The 20,005-nt window shown below is 72.7% G+C and carries 23 protein-coding genes; 5 read left to right on the plus strand and 18 right to left on the minus strand.

Translation table 11 applies throughout. From position 1 onward, the window contains the following. The first annotated feature begins 25 nt into the window (after positions 1-25). Complete coding sequence (locus A6A29_RS02910) at positions 26-1,054, plus strand: hydroxyacid dehydrogenase (RefSeq protein ID WP_073718309.1); 1,029 nt, start codon at positions 26-28, stop codon at positions 1,052-1,054. Positions 1,055-1,470: 416 nt separating this feature from the next. On the opposite strand, the gene groL is transcribed toward A6A29_RS02910, so the two are convergent. The 4 genes from groL to A6A29_RS02930 form a co-directional block, all read right to left on the minus strand. Beyond that, positions 1,471-3,093, minus strand: a complete 1,623-nt coding sequence (gene groL / locus A6A29_RS02915) for a chaperonin GroEL (protein ID WP_073718310.1) — start codon at positions 3,091-3,093, stop codon at positions 1,471-1,473. 100 nt (positions 3,094-3,193) lie between these two features. Further along, complete coding sequence (gene groES / locus A6A29_RS02920; protein ID WP_003966899.1) at positions 3,194-3,502, minus strand: co-chaperone GroES; 309 nt, start codon at positions 3,500-3,502, stop codon at positions 3,194-3,196. Positions 3,503-3,656: 154 nt separating this feature from the next. After that, positions 3,657-3,917, minus strand: a complete 261-nt coding sequence (locus A6A29_RS02925) for a hypothetical protein (RefSeq protein ID WP_073718311.1) — start codon at positions 3,915-3,917, stop codon at positions 3,657-3,659. Further along, positions 3,914-4,861, minus strand: coding sequence for a polysaccharide deacetylase family protein (locus tag A6A29_RS02930; RefSeq protein WP_198952977.1), 948 nt, complete (start codon positions 4,859-4,861; stop codon positions 3,914-3,916). Before A6A29_RS02930 ends, A6A29_RS02925 begins: the two co-directional genes overlap by 4 nt. Before the next feature lie 131 nt (positions 4,862-4,992). Here A6A29_RS02930 and A6A29_RS02935 point away from each other — a divergent pair, with 131 nt between their 5' ends. Continuing rightward, positions 4,993-6,225, plus strand: a complete 1,233-nt coding sequence (locus tag A6A29_RS02935) for a class I SAM-dependent methyltransferase (RefSeq protein WP_073718313.1) — start codon at positions 4,993-4,995, stop codon at positions 6,223-6,225. A gap of 12 nt (positions 6,226-6,237) precedes the next feature. Here A6A29_RS02935 and A6A29_RS02940 read toward each other — a convergent pair whose 3' ends face one another. Next, positions 6,238-6,897 (minus strand): hypothetical protein, encoded by a 660-nt coding sequence (locus A6A29_RS02940; RefSeq protein WP_073718314.1) that lies wholly within the window; start codon positions 6,895-6,897, stop codon positions 6,238-6,240. Between the two features lie 113 nt (positions 6,898-7,010). On the opposite strand from A6A29_RS02940, the gene A6A29_RS02945 reads away from it, so the two are divergent. Further along, on the plus strand, positions 7,011-7,820 hold the full coding sequence (locus tag A6A29_RS02945; protein WP_073718315.1) for an alpha/beta fold hydrolase: 810 nt from the start codon (positions 7,011-7,013) through the stop codon (positions 7,818-7,820). 74 nt (positions 7,821-7,894) lie between these two features. On the opposite strand, the gene A6A29_RS02950 is transcribed toward A6A29_RS02945, so the two are convergent. Further along, the gene (locus tag A6A29_RS02950; protein WP_073718316.1) at positions 7,895-8,359 is read right to left on the minus strand and encodes a VOC family protein; all 465 of its coding nucleotides are present in this window, start codon (positions 8,357-8,359) and stop codon (positions 7,895-7,897) included. Between the two features lie 118 nt (positions 8,360-8,477). Further along, a complete protein-coding gene (locus A6A29_RS02955; RefSeq protein ID WP_079182604.1) occupies positions 8,478-9,851 on the minus strand; it encodes an MFS transporter in 1,374 nt (457 codons plus the stop codon). A 240-nt stretch (positions 9,852-10,091) separates the two neighbouring features. Here A6A29_RS02955 and A6A29_RS02960 point away from each other — a divergent pair, with 240 nt between their 5' ends. Then, complete coding sequence (locus A6A29_RS02960; RefSeq protein ID WP_073718967.1) at positions 10,092-10,799, plus strand: TetR/AcrR family transcriptional regulator; 708 nt, start codon at positions 10,092-10,094, stop codon at positions 10,797-10,799. Here the strand turns inward: A6A29_RS02960 and A6A29_RS02965 are convergent. Genes A6A29_RS02965 through tsaB form a run of 4 tightly spaced genes read right to left on the minus strand, consistent with a single transcriptional unit; the run spans position 10,756 to position 13,320 of the window. After that, positions 10,756-11,022, minus strand: a complete 267-nt coding sequence (locus A6A29_RS02965; RefSeq protein WP_073718318.1) for a hypothetical protein — start codon at positions 11,020-11,022, stop codon at positions 10,756-10,758. The genes A6A29_RS02960 and A6A29_RS02965 overlap by 44 nt on opposite strands. After that, positions 11,019-12,131, minus strand: a complete 1,113-nt coding sequence (tsaD, locus tag A6A29_RS02970; protein WP_073718319.1) for a tRNA (adenosine(37)-N6)-threonylcarbamoyltransferase complex transferase subunit TsaD — start codon at positions 12,129-12,131, stop codon at positions 11,019-11,021. The genes A6A29_RS02965 and tsaD overlap by 4 nt, the downstream gene beginning before the upstream one ends. Then, on the minus strand, positions 12,131-12,676 hold the full coding sequence (rimI, locus tag A6A29_RS02975; RefSeq protein WP_073718320.1) for a ribosomal protein S18-alanine N-acetyltransferase: 546 nt from the start codon (positions 12,674-12,676) through the stop codon (positions 12,131-12,133). Before rimI ends, tsaD begins: the two co-directional genes overlap by 1 nt. After that, on the minus strand, positions 12,673-13,320 hold the full coding sequence (tsaB, locus tag A6A29_RS02980; protein WP_073718966.1) for a tRNA (adenosine(37)-N6)-threonylcarbamoyltransferase complex dimerization subunit type 1 TsaB: 648 nt from the start codon (positions 13,318-13,320) through the stop codon (positions 12,673-12,675). Before tsaB ends, rimI begins: the two co-directional genes overlap by 4 nt. Positions 13,321-13,512: 192 nt before the next feature. Between tsaB and A6A29_RS02985 the strand changes: the two genes are divergently transcribed. Then, complete coding sequence (locus A6A29_RS02985) at positions 13,513-14,052, plus strand: hypothetical protein (RefSeq protein ID WP_241838345.1); 540 nt, start codon at positions 13,513-13,515, stop codon at positions 14,050-14,052. A gap of 52 nt (positions 14,053-14,104) precedes the next feature. Here A6A29_RS02985 and A6A29_RS02990 read toward each other — a convergent pair whose 3' ends face one another. The 7 genes from A6A29_RS02990 to A6A29_RS03020 form a co-directional block, all read right to left on the minus strand. Next, positions 14,105-14,299 (minus strand): hypothetical protein, encoded by a 195-nt coding sequence (locus tag A6A29_RS02990; protein ID WP_073718322.1) that lies wholly within the window; start codon positions 14,297-14,299, stop codon positions 14,105-14,107. A 149-nt stretch (positions 14,300-14,448) separates the two neighbouring features. Then, on the minus strand, positions 14,449-15,069 hold the full coding sequence (gene tsaE, locus A6A29_RS02995; RefSeq protein WP_198952978.1) for a tRNA (adenosine(37)-N6)-threonylcarbamoyltransferase complex ATPase subunit type 1 TsaE: 621 nt from the start codon (positions 15,067-15,069) through the stop codon (positions 14,449-14,451). Then, entirely contained in the window at positions 15,038-16,282 is a 1,245-nt protein-coding gene (locus A6A29_RS03000) for an alpha/beta fold hydrolase (RefSeq protein ID WP_073718323.1), read from the minus strand. Before A6A29_RS03000 ends, tsaE begins: the two co-directional genes overlap by 32 nt. Before the next feature lie 12 nt (positions 16,283-16,294). Next, positions 16,295-17,470 carry an alanine racemase gene (gene alr / locus A6A29_RS03005; protein WP_073718324.1) on the minus strand — a complete coding sequence of 392 codons (1,176 nt, stop codon included), beginning with the start codon at positions 17,468-17,470 and terminating at the stop codon, positions 16,295-16,297. A 152-nt stretch (positions 17,471-17,622) separates the two neighbouring features. Next, positions 17,623-18,018, minus strand: coding sequence for a DUF488 domain-containing protein (locus A6A29_RS03010; RefSeq protein WP_073718325.1), 396 nt, complete (start codon positions 18,016-18,018; stop codon positions 17,623-17,625). Positions 18,019-18,177: 159 nt separating this feature from the next. After that, positions 18,178-19,626, minus strand: coding sequence for a bifunctional ADP-dependent NAD(P)H-hydrate dehydratase/NAD(P)H-hydrate epimerase (locus A6A29_RS03015; protein ID WP_073718326.1), 1,449 nt, complete (start codon positions 19,624-19,626; stop codon positions 18,178-18,180). A gap of 4 nt (positions 19,627-19,630) precedes the next feature. After that, complete coding sequence (locus tag A6A29_RS03020) at positions 19,631-19,999, minus strand: holo-ACP synthase (RefSeq protein ID WP_073718327.1); 369 nt, start codon at positions 19,997-19,999, stop codon at positions 19,631-19,633. Positions 20,000-20,005 lie beyond the last annotated feature (6 nt).

Consider the following 20,005-nt stretch of genomic DNA (forward strand, 5'->3'; position numbering starts at 1 on the left):
AGCCCTGAGGAGTACGAGTCCCACCATGCCCCACGCCACTGACAACCGGCCGAAGGCCCTGCTGGCGATGGCTCCCGGCATCGCCGAACGCCTCCTCGCCGCACACCACCGCACCCGGCTGGCCGCCCTCACCCGGACGGACCCCCGGCTCGTCGGCCACGACCTGGCCGCTCCGACGCCCGAGGTGGCCGCCGCGCTCGCCGAGGCCGAGGTGCTGTTCACCTGCTGGGGGGCGACCCCGCTCACCGCCGAGGTGCTGGCCGCCGCCCCGCGGCTGCGCGCCGTCGTGCACGCCGCGGGGTCGGTGAAGCACCACATCACCGACGCCTGCTGGGAACGCGGGATCGCCGTCACCTCGGCGGCGGGAGCGAACGCGCTGCCGGTCGCCGAGTACACGGTGGCCGCGGTGCTCTTCGCCAACAAGCGCGTCCTGTACTCGGCCCGGCGCTACCGCGAGCTGCGCACCGACCACGACTGGCTCCACGAGCTGGACGGCACCGGCAACTACCGCCGTACCGTCGGCATCGTCGGAGCGTCCCGCATCGGCCGCCGGGTGATCGAACTGCTGCGGCCGTTCGACCTGGACGTGGCTCTCTACGACCCGTACGTCGGTGCCGAGGAGGCGGCCTCGCTGGGGGTCCGGTCCGCGTCGCTGGCGCAGGTGTGCGCGGACAGCTCGGTCCTCTCCGTCCACGCGCCGCAGCTCCCGGCCACGCACCACCTCATCGGCGCGGAGCAGTTGGCGCTGCTGCCGGACGGGGCGACGCTGATCAATACGGCGCGGGGTTCGCTGGTGGACGAGGACGCGCTGCTGCCGGAGCTGGTGAGCGGGCGGCTGCACGCGGTGCTGGATGTCACGGAGCCCGAACTTCCGGCGGCGCGGTCCCCGTTGTACGACCTGCCGAACGTTCTGCTGACTCCGCACGTCGCGGGGTCGCTGGGCAATGAGCTGCATCGGATGGCCGACCAGTCGCTGGACGAGCTGGAACGCTTTGCCCGGGGGCTGCCGTTCGCGGATCCGGTGACGCCGGGGGCGCTTCGCCGTTCGGCGTGACCTCTCGGGGCTCCGCCCCGGACCCCGGTCCTCAAACGCCGGACAGGCTGAAAGATGCCCTCAATCGCCGGGCGGGCTCAATAAACCAAGCCCCCCGAGAACCCAGCCCCTCCGGGCGGCCTCAATAAACCCAGCCCCTCCGGCGATTGAGGAGCGCGGGTCCGGAGGCAGCGCCCCCGAAAACCCAGCCCCTCCGGCGATTGAGGAGCGCGGGTCCGGAGGCAGCGCCCCCGAAAACCCAGCCCCTCCGGCGATTGAGGAGCGCGGGTCCGGAGGCAGCGCCCCCGAAAACCCAGCCCCTCCGGCGATTGAGGAGCGGGGGTCCGGGGGCAGCGCCCCCCGGTTGGGTGGAACGCACCGAGGCCCGGTGCCCCCGCGACGGGGGTACCGGGCCTCGGTGTCGTGCCGGGTGCGTACTAGTGCGAGTGACCGTGGCCGTGACCGGCGTCGGACTCGTCCTCGGCCGGCTTCTCGACGACCAGGGTCTCGGTCGTGAGCAGCAGCGACGCGATCGACGCGGCGTTCTCCAGCGCGGAGCGGGTGACCTTGACCGGGTCGATGACGCCGGCCTTCACCAGGTCGCCGTACTCGCCGGTGGCGGCGTTGAAGCCCTGGCCCTTGTCGAGCTCGGCGACCTTCGAGGTGATGACGTAACCCTCAAGGCCCGCGTTCTCGGCGATCCAGCGCAGCGGCTCGACGGCGGCGCGGCGCACGACCGCGACACCGGTGGCCTCGTCGCCGGTCTTGCCGAGGTTGCCCTCAAGGACCTTGACGGCGTGGACCAGAGCGGAGCCACCACCGGAGACGATGCCCTCCTCGACCGCGGCGCGGGTCGCGGAGATGGCGTCCTCCAGACGGTGCTTCTTCTCCTTGAGCTCCACCTCGGTGGCGGCACCGACACGGATCACGCACACGCCGCCGGCCAGCTTCGCGAGGCGCTCCTGGAGCTTCTCGCGGTCCCAGTCGGAGTCCGTGGACTCGATCTCGGCCTTGATCTGGTTGACGCGGCCCTTGACGTCGTCGGAGTTGCCGCCGCCGTCGACGATGGTCGTGTCGTCCTTGGAGACGGTGACGCGGCGGGCGGTGCCCAGCACGTCGAGACCGGCGCCGTCGAGCTTGAGGCCGACCTCTTCGGCGATGACGGTCGCACCGGTGAGGGTGGCGATGTCGCCGAGCATGGCCTTGCGGCGGTCACCGAAGCCCGGGGCCTTCACCGCGACGGCGTTGAAGGTGCCACGGATCTTGTTGACGACGAGGGTGGAGAGCGCCTCGCCCTCGACGTCCTCGGCGATGATCAGGAGCGGCTTGGAGGCGCCGGCCTGGATGACCTTCTCCAGCAGCGGGAGCAGCTCCTGGATGGAGCCGATCTTGCCCTGGTGGATCAGGATGTACGGGTCGTCGAGGACGGCCTCCATACGCTCCTGGTCGGTCACCATGTACGGGGACAGGTAGCCCTTGTCGAAGGCCATGCCCTCGGTGAACTCAAGGTCCAGACCGAAGGTGTTGGACTCCTCGACGGTGATGACACCGTCCTTGCCGACCTTGTCCATCGCGTCCGCGATGAGCTCGCCGACCTGGGTGTCCTGCGCGGAGAGCGCGGCCACGGCGGCGATGTCGGACTTGTCGTCGATCGGGCGGGCGGTCGCGAGGAGCTCCTCGGACACGGCCTTGACCGCGGCGTCGATGCCCTTCTTCAGGGAGGCCGGGGACGCGCCCGCGGCGACGTTGCGCAGGCCCTCGCGGACGAGCGCCTGGGCCAGCACGGTGGCGGTGGTGGTGCCGTCACCCGCTACGTCGTTGGTCTTGGTCGCCACCTCCTTCACGAGCTGGGCACCGAGGTTCTCGTACGGGTCGTCGAGCTCGACCTCGCGCGCGATGGTGACACCGTCGTTGGTGATGGTGGGAGCGCCGAACTTCTTGTCGATGACGACGTTGCGGCCCTTGGGGCCGATCGTCACCTTGACCGTGTCGGCAAGCTTGTTGACGCCGCGCTCAAGGGCGCGACGGGCGTCCTCGTCGAACTTCAGAATCTTCGCCATGGGCTGAATCTTTCCCTCTCGAACGAACTGCGCCCCTCGCCGCCCGGCTAGTTATTTCGCAGGGGACCAGGGGCGCAGAACAGAAGCAAACGTGGGTGAATTACTTCTCGACGATCGCGAGGACGTCGCGCGCCGAGAGGACGAGGTACTCCTCGCCGTTGTACTTCACCTCGGTGCCGCCGTACTTGCTGTACAGAACGACATCGCCGGTCTTGACGTCGAGCGGAAGACGCTCGCCGTTCTCGAAGCGGCCCGGGCCCACGGCCAGGACGACGCCCTCCTGGGGCTTCTCCTTGGCAGTGTCCGGAATGACCAGGCCGGAAGCCGTGGTCTGCTCGGCGTCGAGCGGCTGGACCACAATGCGGTCCTCAAGCGGCTTGATCGCAACCTTGGAGCTGGTGGTCGACACGATCCGGTCTCCCCCTTCGGAGATCTCACGGGGTTTAACAGTCTTTGGTCGGCGACCAGGTGGATCCGTCGTCGCGGGTGCCGGACCTGCCCTGTCGCACAGTGGTGCTGGCACTCTCCAGGGGGGAGTGCCAGACCCGAGACTATGACCGCGATTAGCACTCGGTCAAGCGGAGTGCCAATTCACCACCCTCGCGCCGTGCGGCGAGCCGGAGCGAAAGGGGGCGCCTGCCGCACGCGCCACGACTGCCCTTGAGCACGGTGGCCTTGGGCGACGGCGACCGCGGACCGACCTTCTGGGCCGCCTTGCGCCCCAGCCGTTCGATGGGGTCCACCGACTGCGCGCAGCCCGCGGTGACGGTGAACAGCGCACCGGCCGTCAGCAGTGCGGCCAGCAGCCGGTGCGCGCGGCTCATACGTAGTCCTCCAGCCTGGCCACCGCGTACCCCTTGTCGGTGATCGTCTTCATGACCCGGCGGATCATGTCCGCCATGGAGCCCTTCCAGTCCTCGCGTCCCCGGAAGTGGGTCAGGACGATGTCGCCGGGGTGCAGGTCCCGGTCCCACTCGCGCCACTCCATGTGGTCGGGGAATGCCTCGGCGGACCACAGGGGTACGGCGGTGACCCCGCAGGACTTCGCGACGACCAGGGTGTCGCGGTTGTAGTTGCCGTACGGCGGCCTGAAGAGGGTGGGCCGCTTCCCGTAGCGCTTCTGGATCTTCGCCTGCTGGTCGCAGATCTCCGTCCGCTGTTCCTCGCGGGAGAGTCCGGGCAGATAGCGGTGGTTGAGCGTGTGGTTGTTGAGGGTGACTCCGAGCTTCTGCATCTTCGCGAAGTAGTCGTAGTCGTCGTTGATCACGTAGTCGCTGAGGAAGGCGCTGTAGGGGATGTCGAGTTCGGTCATCATCCGCAGCAGCTCGGGGTCCTTCTCCGCCCCGTCGTCCATGGTGAGGAAGACGATCCGCTCCTTGGTGGGCACGGTGGTGAAGACGGGCGGCAGCGCGTCCCCGTCCGCGACCTCGAAGCCCTCGCGGGAGGTGATGCGCGGTTTCACGGCGGGGGGCGCGGGGGCGGGCAGCGGCACTGCGGCCAGCCCCCACTTCTTCGCGGCGACGACCCGGGCCGCCTGTTTGCGCTTGAGCTCCTGGGCGTACGTGTCCAGGGCGCGGGCGGGTCCGGCCTGCCGGGCCGGGCCGCCCGGCTGTCCGGCGGCCGGCCCGCCCCGCTGTCCGGCGGTGGGCTCGGCCGACCCGCCGGGGGTGCCCGCGCCACCGCCGTCCGATCCGGCGGCGCATCCGGAGCCGACGGCGGCGACCAGCAGGGCCGCCAGAACCATGTGACCCGGTCTGCGCCTCTTCATGGTCAATTTTTCTTTTTGTCGTACTGGCTGCATGGCGCCGCATCCTGCCAGCCCGTCACCGGGCCCCCGCCCCGACACCGCCACCGGACTCGCCCGGTCCCCCGGCTGGCTCACAGCCGGCCTGGCTCACAATGGGCCGGGTGAACGCAACTACCCCCACCGGTCCCGCCGGCCCCACGGACCCGCTCGCCGCCTTCGCCGCCCTGCGCACGCCCGAGGGCGCCGAGCTGCTGGCCGGGCTGCGGGACCACGACCCCGCGCGGGAGCTGGCCACCGCGACCCGGCTGCGCCGTTCGCACCCGGCGGATCTGGTGTCGGCGGCGCTGGGGCAGGCGCGGCTGCGGCAGCGGGCGGTGGCGAAGTTCGGCGCCGAGGACGCGCACCGGATGTTCTTCACACCGAACGGCGTGGAGCAGGCCACCCGTACGTCGGTCGCCACGTACCGCGCCGAACGGTTCGCGCGGCTCGGCGGCGTACGGAGCGTCGCGGACCTGTGCTGCGGGATCGGCGGCGACGCGATCGCCCTGGCCCGCGCCGGAATCCGCGTGCTCGCCGTGGACCGCGACCCGCTGACCGCCGAGGTCGCCCGCGCCAACGCCGCGGCGCTCGGTCTGACGGACCTGATCGAGGTGCGGTGCGCCGATGTCACGGAGATCGACACCTCCCCGTACGACGCGGTCTTCGTCGACCCGGCGCGGCGCGGCGGGCGGGGCCGGATCTTCGATCCGGAGGCGTACTCACCGCCGCTGTCCTGGGCGACCGCCGCCGCGCTGAAGGCCCCCAGGGCGGCGCTGAAGATCGCCCCCGGCGTCCCGCACGAGGCGATCGGACCGCGGGCGGAGGCGGAGTGGATCTCGGACGGCGGCGACGTCAAGGAGGCGGTGCTCTGGTTCGGCGAGGGCTTCGCGCCCGGCTCGTTCCGGGCGACGCTCCTGCCCTCGGCGGCGACGCTGGTCGCCCCCGCCCCGCTCCCCGCCCCGCCCGTCGGCCCCGTCGCCCGCTATCTGTACGAGCCGGACGGCGCCGTCATCCGCGCCCATCTGGTCGCCGACATCGTGGAGCGGTGCGGTGGATGGCTGATCGACGAGACGATCGCGTACGTCACGAGCGAGACACCGTACGAGTCGCCCTACACGACCGCGTACGAGATCACCGACCGGCTCCCGTTCGGCATGAAGAAGCTGAAGGCCCTGCTGCGGGAGCGGGAGGTCGGCGTACTGACCGTCAAGAAGCGCGGCTCGGCGGTCGAACCGGAGGAACTGCGCCGCCGCATGAAGCTTCGGGGGCCGCACTCGGCCACCGTGTTCCTGACCCGGGTGGCCGGTGCCCCGACGATGCTGATCGGCCACCCCGTGGGCCGATGAGCCGGTGAGGTGTCAGCGGAGCGGCCCGTCGCCCGCCGGCACCTGCGGCCGGGATACGGCTCCGATCAGGACCCGCATCACCCAACGGCGGTGGGAGACCGCCTTGGTGATGCCGATCAGACCGGTCACCCAGGCGATGAGGCCGACGCCCATGAGGAGGACCACCAGGCCGTACGGGTCACCGGCCGTGGCGTCCGCCGGTCCGGCCGTACACGCGAACAGGCCGACCGCGCACAGCGCGAAGGACGTCAGCAGCCAGGCGAGGCCGGCCCCGGGCCTGCGCAGCCGCAGGTCGCGGGCCGGGTCGCGGTCCAGCATGCCCCATTCCAGGAGCAGTTGACGGACCTTCCGGTCCCGGGACAGGCCCAGCGGGACGAAGACGGCGGACGGCACCAGGAGTGCGACGCCGATGACGAGGCTGACCAGGGCGCCGATGGCGCTGATCACGTCGTACGTCTGCTCGAACATGATGAGCCCGGTCCCCACGAGGGACCAGCCGAGCGCGGCGAGCGCCGCCCACATCCACAGCAACCCGAGCCGCCCCGGCCCCACATGCATCCTGACCAGCTCACCCAGGACCACGTCCCGGTCGGCGAGCAGCGCTTCACGGTCGGGCCAGGAGCGGATCTCCACGGGCGGCGGGGATGGCGGCAGCGGTGAACGGCGTGACATGACCCAGACACTACCGGCGGGCCACTCCCACCCCCTCCGATCGTTACCTGTTAAACGCTTCTTCTGGTAACTTCGCTGAAGCGGTCGAGCATCCCCGAAGCAGGAGGCACCCCATGACCTGGACTCTCGGCAAGACCTTCGAGACGCCCGACGGAGCCATCCGGTGGGACTCGTTCGGGCGGGGTGATCCCGTCGTGCTGCTGCACGGCTCCCCGTTCTCCTCGTACATCTGGCGCGATATCGCCCCGGCCCTCGCCCGCACCCGTCAGGTCTTCGTCTTCGATCTGCTGGGCTACGGACAGTCGGAGCAGCGGGCGGGCCAGGATGTCGGGCTGGCCGCCCAGGGGCGTCGGTTCGCCGCCCTCCTCGGCCACTGGGGGCTGTCCGCCCCGGACGTGGTGGCCCATGACATCGGCGGCGCCGTCGCGCTGCGGGCGCTGCTGCTGGAGGGCGCCCGCTACCGGCACCTCACGCTCGTCGACGCCGTGGGCGGCGGCGACTGGGGCACCGGCTTCTTCAAGCTCATCCGCGAGAACGCGAGCGTCTTCGAGCGGCTCCCCGACTACGCCCACGAGGCACTGGTCACGAGTCATCTGCGCTACGCCACCCATACGGGATACCGGCCCGGCGTCCTCGACGCCTATCTCGCCCCCTGGCGCGGGCCGGTCGGCCAGGCGGCGTTCTACCGGCAGTACCGGGATCTGGAGCAGGCGCAGTCCGACGCGTTCGAGCCGCTCCTCGGCGAGGTGTCGGTGCCGACCCGGATCATCTGGGGGCGCGAGGACCGGCTCCTCGTCGGCGAGTTCGCCGAGCGGCTGCACGCCCGGATTCCGGGGTCCGAGCTGATCTGGGTGGACGGCGCGGGCCACACGGTCCAGGAGGACGCGCCCGCCCGGCTGCTGGCCCTGCTGGCCTCCCCCTGACCGCCGGACCCGGCCGGGGAGGGAGGCCGGGCAGCGAGGCCAGGCAGCGGCCGGGGAGCGAGGCCGGGCAGCGGTCAGGCGTCCCGGAGCGCCTGGATGTCCAGCTTCCGCATCCCGAGCATGGCCTTCATCGCCCGGTCCGCCTTGGCCGGGTCCGGGTCGCGCAGCACCTCGGCCAGCGCCCGGGGGACGATCTGCCAGGACAGGCCGTACTTGTCCTTCAGCCAGCCGCACATGCTCTCCTCGCCCCCCTCGGTGAGCGCGGCCCACAGGCGGTCCACCTCCGCCTGGTCCTCGCAGTCGACCGAGAGCGAGACCGCCTCGGTGAACGGGAACTGCGGGCCGCCGTTGAGAGCGACGTACTCCTGGCCGGCGAGCCGGAACCGCACGGTCATCACCGATCCGGTCTCGCCGGGGGACGCCGCCGTGTAGTGGGTGACGTCCAGGATCCGGGAGTCACCGCCGAAGACGGAGACGTAGTGGTTCGCCGCCTGTTCGGCCTGGTCGTCGAACCACAGGAAGGTCGTGATCTTCTGCATGGTCTTCTCCTCGTAGAGCCGTCCGGAGGGGCGCCGGACGCCGAGGCGCCGCGCATCGGGGCACCGGGCGCTCAGGCGCCGGACGCTGTGGAAGGTAGCCCCGTGGCGGCCCCCGGACTCATCGGGACACGCCCGTCACCCCGTCCGGCTCGGCCGGAGCCACCGCCCGCTCACCCGCCGGGAGCAGCACCAGCGCCGTCACCGCGGCCAGTGCGAGCAGCCCCGCGCAGACCCAGAACGCCGACGAGTACCCCGAGGCCAGTTCGGTGCGGCCGGAGCCGCCGCCGGTCACCTGGGCGGCGACGGTGACCAGGAACGCGAGCCCCAGCGAGCCGCCGACCTGGCGGGCGCTGTTGAGCAGCCCGGACGCCATGCCCGTCTCGCCGGGCACGACACCGGTCGTGGCGGCCGTGCCGAGCGGTACGAAGCAGAGGCCGACGCCGACGCTCGTCACCAGGGACGGGCCGAGTATCGAGTAGAGGAAGCCGCCGTCCGCCGTCGCCGTCGCGGCGAACCCGGCCATCCCGAGCGCGGCCACCGCCGCGCCCGTGGCCAGCAGCCGCCGGGTGCCGATCGCCGCGACCGTGCGGGCGGCGGTCACCGAGCCCGCGACGACGCCCACACAGAACGGCAGGAACGCGGCACCGGCCGCCGTCGGCCCGTACCCGAGCACCAGCTGGAGATAGAGCGAGACGAAGTAGAACGCGGCGAACTGCCCCGAGGCCAGCAGCAGGCAGAACAGGTTCGCCGTCAGCACCGGCCGCTCCTTCAGCAGACCGGGACGCAGCAGGGGCGACGCGGTCCGCAGCTCGACGGCGACGAAGGTCACCAGCAGCAGCACCGCGGCGCCGAGCGTGCCCAGAGTGGTGGCGGAGCCCCAGGGGTGGTCCGAGGTCCGTACGAGCCCGAGGACCAGCAGCGTCGTACCGGCGGTGGCCAGCAGCGCCCCCGCCACATCGAGCCGGGCCCCGGACCGCACGGGCCGGGCGGCGAGTCCCGTACGCACCGACGCGGCGAGCGCGAAGACGACGATCGGCACGTTCACCAGCATCACGGAGCGCCAGCTCGTCGCGTCCGTGAGCAACCCGCCCGCCAGCACCCCGACGGCACCGCCCGCCGCGCCCGCCATGCCCCACAGCCCCAGGGCCCGCGAACGGGCGGGACCGGCCGGGAAGGCGAGGGTGATCAGGGCGAAGGCCACCGGGGCGAGCGCCGCCGCGCCGACCCCCTGCACCGCCCGCGCCGCGACCAGCGCACCCGGCGACTGCGCGAGACCACCCGCCAGACTCGCCGCGCCGAAGAGCACCAGCCCCGCCGTCAGGACGCGGCGGCTGCCTATCAGGTCGGCGAGACGGCCGCCGAGCATGAGGAGCCCGCCGAAGGCGAGGGCGTAGGCGTTCACCACCCACAGGAGTCCGTCCCGGCCGAAGCCGAGATCGCTGCGGATATCGGGCAGCGCCACGTTCACCACGGACATGTCCAACGACACCATGAACTGCACGGTGAGTGCCACCACCAGCAGCCAACGCACCTGCTTCGCCTGATTGTTCACGATTTACCCTTCCCTCGCGGTCACCCTTCGAATCATTACTATACGCGTATAGAAATTAATCACGGTGCGGCGGACCGACAGGCGCGGGGTACGACGGAACGGCGTACGCCGGTGCTGCGGAACGGCGGACATGGCCGGGGAGGCGCGGAAGTGGCGAAGGGCGCGGGGGACAATGCCCCGGTGGCAGGCACAGAGAAGAAACCGGCGGCGGCGAAACGATCCGTGGGCCGGCCGCGCAAGCTGGACCCCGAGGTGATGGTCGCCACCGCGCGCCGCATCGTCGAGGAAGAGGGCGTGGCGGCCCTGAGCATGCGGCGGGTGGCGAAGGAACTGGGCAGTACGCCGATGGCGCTCTACCACTACGTGCAGGACAAGGACGAGCTGCTGATGCTCGCCCTGTCCGGCACCGCGGACTCCTTCCCGCGGCCCGAACTGCCCGAGGATCCGCGTGAGCGGCTGCTCGCCGTGTCCGTGCACCTGCACGACATCCTCGGCCGGCTCCCGTGGGTGCTGGACATCCTGGCGCTGGGCGAGCTCACCGACAAGAACGCGCTGTGGATGGTGGAGGAGATCCTCGACTCCGCCCTCGCCTGCGGGCTCTCCCCCGCCCGGTCGGTACGCGCCTACCGGACGATCTGGAGCTACGTCTACGGCGACCTGGTCTTCCGCAGGGCCGCGGCACGCCGGGCGGAGCATCCGCCGCGCATCCAGTACTTCCCCGAGATGGTCACCGACGAGGACGCGGCCGCGCTGCCGCGGCTCACCGCGGTCAAGGACCGGTGGCGCGAGTACGCCGCCGACTACGACGTCGCCGACGAACTCGGCGCGATCATCGACGGACTGATCAGCCGAGGGACTCGAAGCGCCAGCGGTGCACCGCCCGGGTGATCAGTGCGGCGTCCGGCTCGGGGAGTTCGGGCAGTTCGTCGCCGTACTCCCCCGCCCACCACGTGATCACCAGGACCCGGCCCTGCGGGGCGCGCAGCAGTTCGCTGCGCAGCGGCTCGCGGGCCAGCTCGCCCGTCCTGGCCCGCGCCCACTCCAGCAGCTCGGCGCCCCGGCCCTCGGCGGCACGGGCCTCCCACATCAGCGCGACGGTCGGCTCGCTCATGAGTACAGGTTGTCCTTGCTGATCTCGTGCACGTGATCGTGGTCGTGGCCATGAGAGTGACCGTGGCGGCCCGGCACATGCGGTTCGGTCACCGGAAGCGAGGAGTCCGCCGACAGCTCCAGGTCCGAGGCGGGCCGGTTGCGGGCCACCATCTCCGCGCCGAGCGCGGCGACCATCGCCCCGTTGTCCGTGCAGAGCCCCGGCCGCGGCACCCGCAGCCTGATCCCGGCCCGCTCGCACCGCTCCTCGGCCAGCGCCCGCAGCCGCGAGTTGGCCGCGACCCCGCCCCCGATCATCAGGTGGTCGACGCCCTCGTCCTTGCAGGCCCGGACGGCCTTGCGGGTGAGCACATCCACCACGGCCTCCTGGAAGGACGCCGCCACATCCCGTACCGGCACCTCCTCGCCCGCCGCCCGCTTCGCCTCGATCCAGCGCGCGACGGAGGTCTTGAGGCCGGAGAAGGAGAAGTCGTACGCCGGGTCGCGCGAACCGCTCAGCCCGCGCGGGAACGCGATCGCCTTCGGGTCGCCCTCCCTCGCGAGCCGGTCGATGACCGGGCCGCCGGGGAAGCCGAGGTGCAGCACCCGGGCGATCTTGTCGAACGCCTCGCCCGCCGCGTCGTCGATGGTCGCGCCCAGCGGCCGTACGTCGTTCGTGATGTCCGGGGCCAGCAGCAGCGAGGAGTGCCCGCCGCTGACCAGCAGCGCCATGGTCGGCTCGGGCAGCGGGCCGTGCTCCAGCTGGTCGACGCAGATGTGCGAGGCGAGGTGGTTGACCCCGTAGAGCGGCTTGTTCAGGGCGTACGCGTACGCCTTCGCCGCCGAGACGCCGACGAGCAGCGCCCCGGCGAGCCCGGGACCGGCCGTGACCGCGATGCCGTCCAGGTCGCGGGGGGCGACCCCGGCTTCCTTCAGGGCGCGCTCGATGGTGGGAACCATCGCCTCCAGATGGGCGCGGGAGGCGATCTCCGGGACGACCCCGCCGAAGCGGGCGTGCGTGTCGACGCTGGACGCGACGGCGTCCGCGAGCAGCGTCGTACCGCGCACGACGCCGACGCCGGTCTCGTCGCAGGAGGTCTCGATACCGAGTACGAGCGGTTCGTCAGCCATCAGTCCGTCTCAGTTTCTTGTACGTGCTCATGTACGTGCACAGGCTCGTCTGCTTGTCCGTGCTCGTGTTCCTGTACGTGGAGGCGCATGACGAGCGCGTCGACGTTGCCCGGCTGGTAGTAACCGCGCCGGAAGCCGATCGGCTCGAAGCCGAAGCGCTCGTACAGCTTCTGCGCCCGGGTGTTGTCGACGCGGACTTCGAGGAGCACCGTGGCGCACTCGAAGGCGGTGGCGTGCTTCAGCAGGTCGGTGAGGAGTTCGGAGCCGAGACCGGCACCCGTGTACGCGGGCGTCACTCCGATCGTCTGGACGTCGGCCAGCTCACCGAGGGCCGCGAGACCGGCGTAGCCGACGATCCGCCCGTCGCCCGGGTCCTCGGCGACGACATAGCGGCGGGTGGCCCCCGGGCCGCGGGAGTGCGCCAGCTCGGACCAGAACATCCCGGCCGACCAGGCGTCCTCCGGGAACAGCTCGTGCTCCAGCTCCAGCACCGGATCGATGTCCCACCAGCGCATCTCGCGCAGCACAGCGGTCGCGGTCCTCACTTCGGGGTGACCACCTTGTAGTTCTTCGGGACCTGCGCGTCGGGCCTGCGGAGATAGAGCGGCTGCGGCGGCAGCAGCTCGGCCCCGGCGGCCAGCCGCTCGGCGGCGAGCGCGGCCAGCGCCCCGGCCGCCACGTGCTCGGGTCCACGGGCGTCACCGAACGCGTCCGGGTACAGCAGCGCGCCCGCCCCGACCACGGGAAGGCCCGCCAGCCGGTCGGCGATGTCGGCGGGCCGGTCGACGGCGGGTTCACCGATTCGGGTACGTCCGTCCTCGTACCGCGCCCAGTAGACCTCCTTGCGGCGCGCGTCCGTCGCCACGGCGAACGGACCCTCCAGACCGGCGAGCCCGGCGGCGTACGCGAGTCCGTCCAGCGTGCACAGTCCGTACACCGGTACGGACAGGGCGGAGCCGAAGGTCGCGGCGGTGACGAGGCCGACCCGCAGCCCGGTGTACGGGCCGGGGCCCACGCCGACGACCACACCGGTCACGGCGTCGAGTTTCACCCCGGCCTCGGCGAGGACCCGGTCGACGGCGGGCAGCAGCAGCTCCCCGTGCCTGCGGGCGTCGACCCGACCGGACTCCGCGACGACGGATCTCCCGTCGTGGAGGGCGACGGTGACGGCGGGGGTGGCGGTATCCATGGCGAGCAAGAGCACGCAAACAGCCTACGGCTCCGCCGACGGAGGCACGTCGCCCGTACGTCGTCCCGAACTGCCCCGCCCCGGCTGCTACCGTCACCGGGGATACACGGGTACGACGTAAACGCTTGTATGACATGCGGCAGTCCGCATCCGAAAGGGGAGCTCACGGTGGCAAGGGGAAGCTCGGGAATCGTGGCCGGGCTCACTGCGGCGGCTGTCGTCGCGGTCGGCTTCCTCGCCTACCAGGCATCGGCGAACGCACCGGATTCGGTGGCCGCCGTCACCCCGAAGGCTTCCTCCTCCGCCTCGGTCCACCCCTCCGCGAAGCCCAAGGCCCCGAAGAGCGACCCGCTCGTGATCCCGGCCGACTCCGGCACCGGGGCGCGCGTCGTGTACGCGCTGAAGGACCGCCGGGTGTGGCTGGTGGACGCCGGTGAGAAGGCCGGCCGGACGTTCACCGTGATGCCGAGCACCGTCAGCCCGCTCCCCGGGACCTACGGGGTCACCTCGCGCTCCGGCAGCATCCAGGGCTCGGACGGCGTGCTGATCGAGCACGTGGTGCGGTTCGCGAACGTCGGCGACGTGTCCGTGGGCTTCAGCGCGGCGCAGGACGGCACGATGGAGAGCCCGGACCCGACCACGAAGACCGGCGGCGTACGCATGAAGCGCGCGGACGGCAACGCGCTGTGGACGTTCGCGACGGTCGGCGCGAAGGTCGTCGTCGTCCCGTAACGGGAGCGCTCGTCGTCCCGTAACGGCAGCGTGAGCGGCAGCGCCTACGGCGCTACGCGGCTTCGCGCCGGACCGGCGCCGTGTCCGGCGCACCCTCGTCCGGCTCGTCCTGCGCGCACGGCGGCGTGGACACGGCGGTCGCCGCCGCGCACGAGGCCAGCAGATCCTTCATCGACAGGGCGGACGGCGTCGTTGTCGACGGTGACGGGGACGACTGCGGCCGCTCTTCACGCTCGGGCGTCGGCATGGATGCCTCCTGGGCTCCGCTGGAGGGCGTGGTTAGGTAGACCTAACCAGGTCTCCTCTCCATGTGACCACGCCCACCGTCCCCCGCGCAACAATTTACCGACGGCTTGTCGGAAAGAGTCCCCTCGGAACACCGGCCCACCGGCCGTCCTACGCCAACTCCGCCCGCAGCCCCGCCCAGCGCGCCCCGATCCCCACCAGCGTCACCTCGCGGCGCTCGTCGTCCGTGTCGCCGACCGCCCGGCCGATGAGCACCTGGAGCCGGTCGTCCGACAGCTCCTCGACCTTGCCGTCGCCCCACTCCACGACCACCACCGAATCCGGCAGGGACACATCGAGGTCGAGGTCCTCCATCTCGTCGAGCCCGCCGCCCAGGCGGTACGCGTCGACATGGACCAGTGCGGGGCCGTCGCCCAGCGGCGGGTGGACCCGGGCGATCACGAAGGTGGGGGACGTGACGGCGCCGCGCACTCCGAGCCCCTCACCGAGGCCCCGGGTCAGCGTCGTCTTTCCGGCGCCCAGTTCGCCGGTGAGCATCACCAGGTCGCCGGGGGCCAGCACGCGGGCGAGCCGGCGGCCCAGCTCCCGCATCTCTTCGGGGGACTCGACGGTCATCCGTACGGTGACGGTGACGGCTTCCACGTCCGCGGTACGGGACTCCACGTCCGCGGTGCGGGCTTCCACGTCCGCGGTACGGGCTTCCACGTGCGCGGTGCGGGACTCGGCGCCCTCGGGGACCTCAGCGGCCGGGCTGTTGTGCGGTGCTTCCATGCTCGCCCACGTTAGTCGCCGCGGGCACCGCACCGATCCGCACCAGCAGGTCCGCGAGCCGGTCGGTGACGGTCTCCGGGTGCTCCAGCATCACCAGGTGCCCCGCGTCCGGCACGATCACCAGCTCGGCGTCCGGCAGCACGTCCGCGATGGCCTCGCTGTGCGAGCTGGGCGTCACCAGGTCCTTGTCGCCCGCCAGGATCAGCACCGGGACCTCGCGGAACGCGGGCAGCGCCCCGCTCTTGTCGTGTTCGGTGAAGGCGGGATAGAACTCCGCGACCACGTCGATCGGGGTGGACTCGATCAGCCGCTCGGCGAACCGCGCCACCGCCGGGTCCACGTCCCGCGACCCGAACGAGTACCGCTTGATCAGCCCCGCGAAGAGGTCGGCCGTGGCCCGCCGCCCCCGCTCCACCAGCTCCGTCTGCGAACCGAGCGCCTTCAGCACCCCGGGCAGCACCCGGCGCACCGCGTTCACGCCCGCCACCGGCAGCCCGAAGCTCACCTCGCCGAGCTTCCCGCTCGACGTGCCGATGAACCCGACGGCGGCCACCCGGTCGCGGATCAGGGCCGGGTACTGGTCGGCGAGCGCCATCATCGTCATGCCGCCCATCGAGTGGCCGACCAGGACCAGCCGCCCCTCGGGGGCCGCCGCGTCGATGACCGCCTTCAGGTCGCGGCCGAGCTGGTCGATGCCGACCGGTACGCCGTCGGCCTGGGCCCGGCCGCGCTCGGAGCGGCCGTGGCTGCGCTGGTCCCAGTGGACCGTGCGCACCAGACCGCGCAGCGCCGCCCGCTGGAAGTGCCAGGAGTCCTGGCTGAGGCAGTAGCCGTGGCTGAAGACGACGGTGACCGGGCCGGGTGCCTTGCGTCCGAAGAGCCGTCGCCGCCGCGAACCGGTGCCGCTCCCGCCCGCCCCGGCCTCCACGGTGGGCGGCTCGATCTCGTCGACCTCGTAGTACAGCTCGGTCCCGTCGTCCGCGAGGGCCCGTCCCGGCATACCGCGCAGCGAGCCGTAGGGGCCGGTGGCGTCCAGCGCCAGCCGGGCCCTCTTGCGCATGCCGCGCCCCACGGTGAGCCGCTCGACCGCGACCCCGGCCGCCGCACCCGCGGCGAGCACTCCTATCGCGGCCCCCGCGACACCTGCCCGGCGCCAGCCTGCCGCCGCGGCCGCTGTCGCCGCCGCCACGTCCCCCGCGCTGCTCTCGCTCACCGTGCCGCGCTCCTAGTCGTTGTCGGTCGGGATCTCGTGCGGCTCGTCCTGCTCGTTCACATACACGCGGGGTACCCGGGCCCCGATCCGGGTGACGATCTCGTACGCGATCGTGTCGGCGGCCACCGCCCAGTCCTCGGCGGTCGGCTCGCCCCGGTCCCCCGGCCCGAACAGCACGGCGTCCGCACCGGTCCCGGGCCGGTCGCCGTCGAGGTCGACGACGAACTGGTCCATGGCCACGCGGCCCGCGATCGTGCGCACCTTGCCGTCGACGAGGACCGGGCCGCGGCCCGAGGCGTGGCGCGGGATGCCGTCCGCGTAGCCGACGGGGATCAGGCCGAGGGTGGTCTCGGCGGAGGTCGTGTAGAGGTGCCCGTAGCTGATGCCGTGACCGGCCGGGACCTCCTTGACCAGGGCGACGGACGCGGCGAGGGTCATCACGGGGCGCAGTCCGAAGTCGGCGGACGTGCCCAGCTCGGGGCTGGGCGAGATGCCGTACATCGCGATCCCGGTCCGGACGAGGTCGAAGCGTGCCTCGGGGAGGGTCAGGGTGGCCGGGGAGTTGGCCATGTGCCGCACCTCGGGCTCGACGCCCGCCTTCTCCGCGTACGCGACCATGTCGCGGAACACGCCGAGCTGGGCGGCGATCGAGGGGTGGCCCGGCTCGTCGGCGCAGGCGAAGTGGGACCAGAGTCCGGTGATCCCGACCAGGCCCGCCGTCTCGGCGGCGAGCGCTTCGGCGACCAGTTCGGGCCAGTCGGCGGGCTGGCAGCCGTTGCGTCCGAGGCCGGTGTCGGCCTTGAGCTGGATACGGGCCGGGCGGCCGGCCGCGGTGGCCGCGGCGACGACCTCGCGCAGCGCCCACATGCCGCTGACCGACACGTCGATGCCGGCCTCGATCGCCTCGCGCCAGGGGCCGCCCGGTGTCCACAGCCAGCACATGATCCGGCCGCCGAGCCCGGCGGCCCGCAGGGCCAGCGCCTCGTGCGGGGTCGCGGTGCCCAGCCAGGTCGCGCCCGCCTCCAGGGCGGCCTTCGCGCAGGGCACCGCACCGTGCCCGTAGGCGTCGGATTTCACCACGGCCATGAGGTGCGCTCCGCCCGCCCGCGCGCGCAGGACGCGCACGTTGGCGCGCAGGGCGGCGAGGTCGATCTCGGCACGGGCTCTCAGGGGCGCTGTCTCGTTCATCGCGCCCAGTCTCTCAGAGGCGTACGGCGGCATCCCGTCACTGCCCGTCCGCCCGCCCGGTCAACCGTCTCCCGGTCGCCCGTTCGAGTCCCGGCACCGGCGGCGGGCGGGGACTGGCACCGCCGGGGCCGCGGCAGGCCCCTGTCAGGGTGTCAGTGGTGCTTCAGAGCGTGCTCCAGCTGGTCGACCAGGACCGGGACATGGCTGGCGGGTACGTCCTTCACGGCAGTGACCAGCGTCACCGGTCCGCCCGCGCGCACCAGGGCGATCAGCCGGTCGACGGCCTCCGTGTGGGCCGGGTCGCCCAGCTCGGTGCGGTAGCGGTCGACGAAGTCGTCGTACCGGGCGCCGGACCGGTCCTGGTGGTACCAGGACCGCAGCTCGTCCGACGGGGTGATGTCCTTCAGCCACAGATCGATCGCGGCCCGCTCCTTGGACACGCCCCGCGGCCAGAGCCGGTCGACCAGGACCCTGGTGCCGTCACCGTCCCCGGGCGGGTCGTAGACCCTGCGTACCCGTACGGAATCCGCATCCGCCGAACCGCTCACCGCACCGACCGCCTCTCCGTACGCCCCCGCTCCCCCCACCCTGGAGCGGTCTCACCCGACCCGCATCTCCCACCCGGCCCGCACGACACACCGGCCCTGCACGTCTCACCCGGCCCACACGTCTCGCCCGGCCACCACGTCCCACCCGGCCCGCACGTCTCATCCCGCCCGCACGTCTCGCCAGGCGGCCGGAATCCGGTCGGCGACGTCCTGCGCGGCGACCGGCGCCCCGTCCGAGCCGTGCCGGGCCGCGAGGCCGTGCAGATACGCGCCCACCGACGCGGCGTCGCGCGGGGCGAGCCCGGCGGCGAGCAGGGACCCGGTCAGCCCGGAGAGCACATCGCCGCTGCCCGCGGTGGCGAGCCAGGAGGTACCGGTCGGGTTGACCCGTACGGGTGTGTCACGGGCCTCGGCGACCAGGGTGGTCGATCCCTTGAGCAGCACGGTGGCGCGGTAGCGGGCGGCCAGCTCCCGTACGGCGGCGAGCCGGCCCGCCTCGACCTCCTCGCGGGGTACGCCGAGCAGTGCGGCGGCCTCCCCGGCGTGCGGGGTGAGCACGGTGGCCGCGCCGCGCGTACGGACGGCGTCGGCCTCCATCAGCCGCAGCCCGTCCGCGTCGACGAGCACCGGGACGTCCGAGGCCAGCACGTCGGCGACCGCCGCCCCGGCCGCCGTACCGTCCCCGAGCCCCGGCCCCACCACCCAGGCCTGCACCCGCCCGGCCTTCGACGGCGGCCCGGCGTGCACCAGCGCCTCCGGGAAGCGGGAGATCACCGCGTCGCCGCCCGGTCCGACATACCGCACCGCCCCGGCACCGCCGCGCAGCGCACCCGCGACCGCGAGCACCGCCGCGCCCGGGTAGCGCTCCGAACCGGCGACGACACCGACGACCCCGCGCCGGTACTTGTCGCTCTCGGCCCCCGGAACCGGCAGCAGGGCCGCGACGTCCGCGTACTGCAGCGCCTCCAGGTCCGGCGGTTCGGGCAGGTCGGGCCCCAGGCCGATGTCCACGAGCCGCAGGGCGCCCGCCCGTTCGGCGGCCGGGTCGATGAGCAGCCCCGGTTTGTACGTGCCGAAGGTGACCGTCGCGTCCGCCCGCACGGCCGTCCCGTGGATCTCCCCGCTGTCGGCCTCCACCCCGCTGGGCAGGTCCACCGCGAGGACCGGGGCCCGTGACCCGGTCACCGCCCGCACCAGCGCGGCGGCCTCCGGGCGCAGCCCGCCGCGCCCGCCGATCCCGGTGATGCCGTCCACGACGAGGTCGACGGCGCCGAGTCCGTCCGGGCTGTCGAGCACCCGGCCGCCGGCCGCCTCCAGCGCGGCGAGTCCGCCCGCGTGGACCTTGTCCGGCGAGGTCAGCAGGGCCCGTACGCCCGCGCCCCGCCCGGCCAGCCGGGCCCCCGCGTACAGCGCGTCGCCGCCGTTGTCGCCGCTGCCGACCAGGAGCAGGACCCGGGAGCCGTACACCCGGCCGTTGCGCCGGAGCAGATCGCCGCAGGCCACGGCGAGCCCGGCGGCGGCCCGTTGCATCAGGGCGCCCTCCGGCAGCCGTGAGATGAGTGCCGCCTCGGCGGCCCGTACGGTCTCCACGCTGTACGCACGTCGCATACGGTCAACCCTCCGCGATCACCACGGCCGACGCCACCCCCGCGTCATGGCTGAGGGACACGTGCCAGCTCCGTACGCCGAGCTCGGCGGCGCGCGCCGCGACCGAGCCGCGCACCCGCAGCCGGGGCTGCCCGGAGTCCTCGACCCAGACCTCGGCGTCGGTCCAGTGCAGCCCGGCCGGCGCGCCGAGCGCCTTCGCCAGGGCCTCCTTGGCGGCGAATCTGGCGGCCAGCGAGGCGACGCCGCGCCGCTCCCCGCTCGGCAGCGTCAACTCCCTCTCCACGAAGAGCCGCTGAGCCATCTGGGGCGTACGCTCCAGCGCCGCGCCGAAGCGTTCGATCTCGGCCACGTCGATCCCGACCCCAATGATCACGAGCTC

It is taken from the genome of Streptomyces sp. TSRI0281 (assembly GCF_001905125.1).
Taxonomy (GTDB): domain Bacteria; phylum Actinomycetota; class Actinomycetes; order Streptomycetales; family Streptomycetaceae; genus Streptomyces.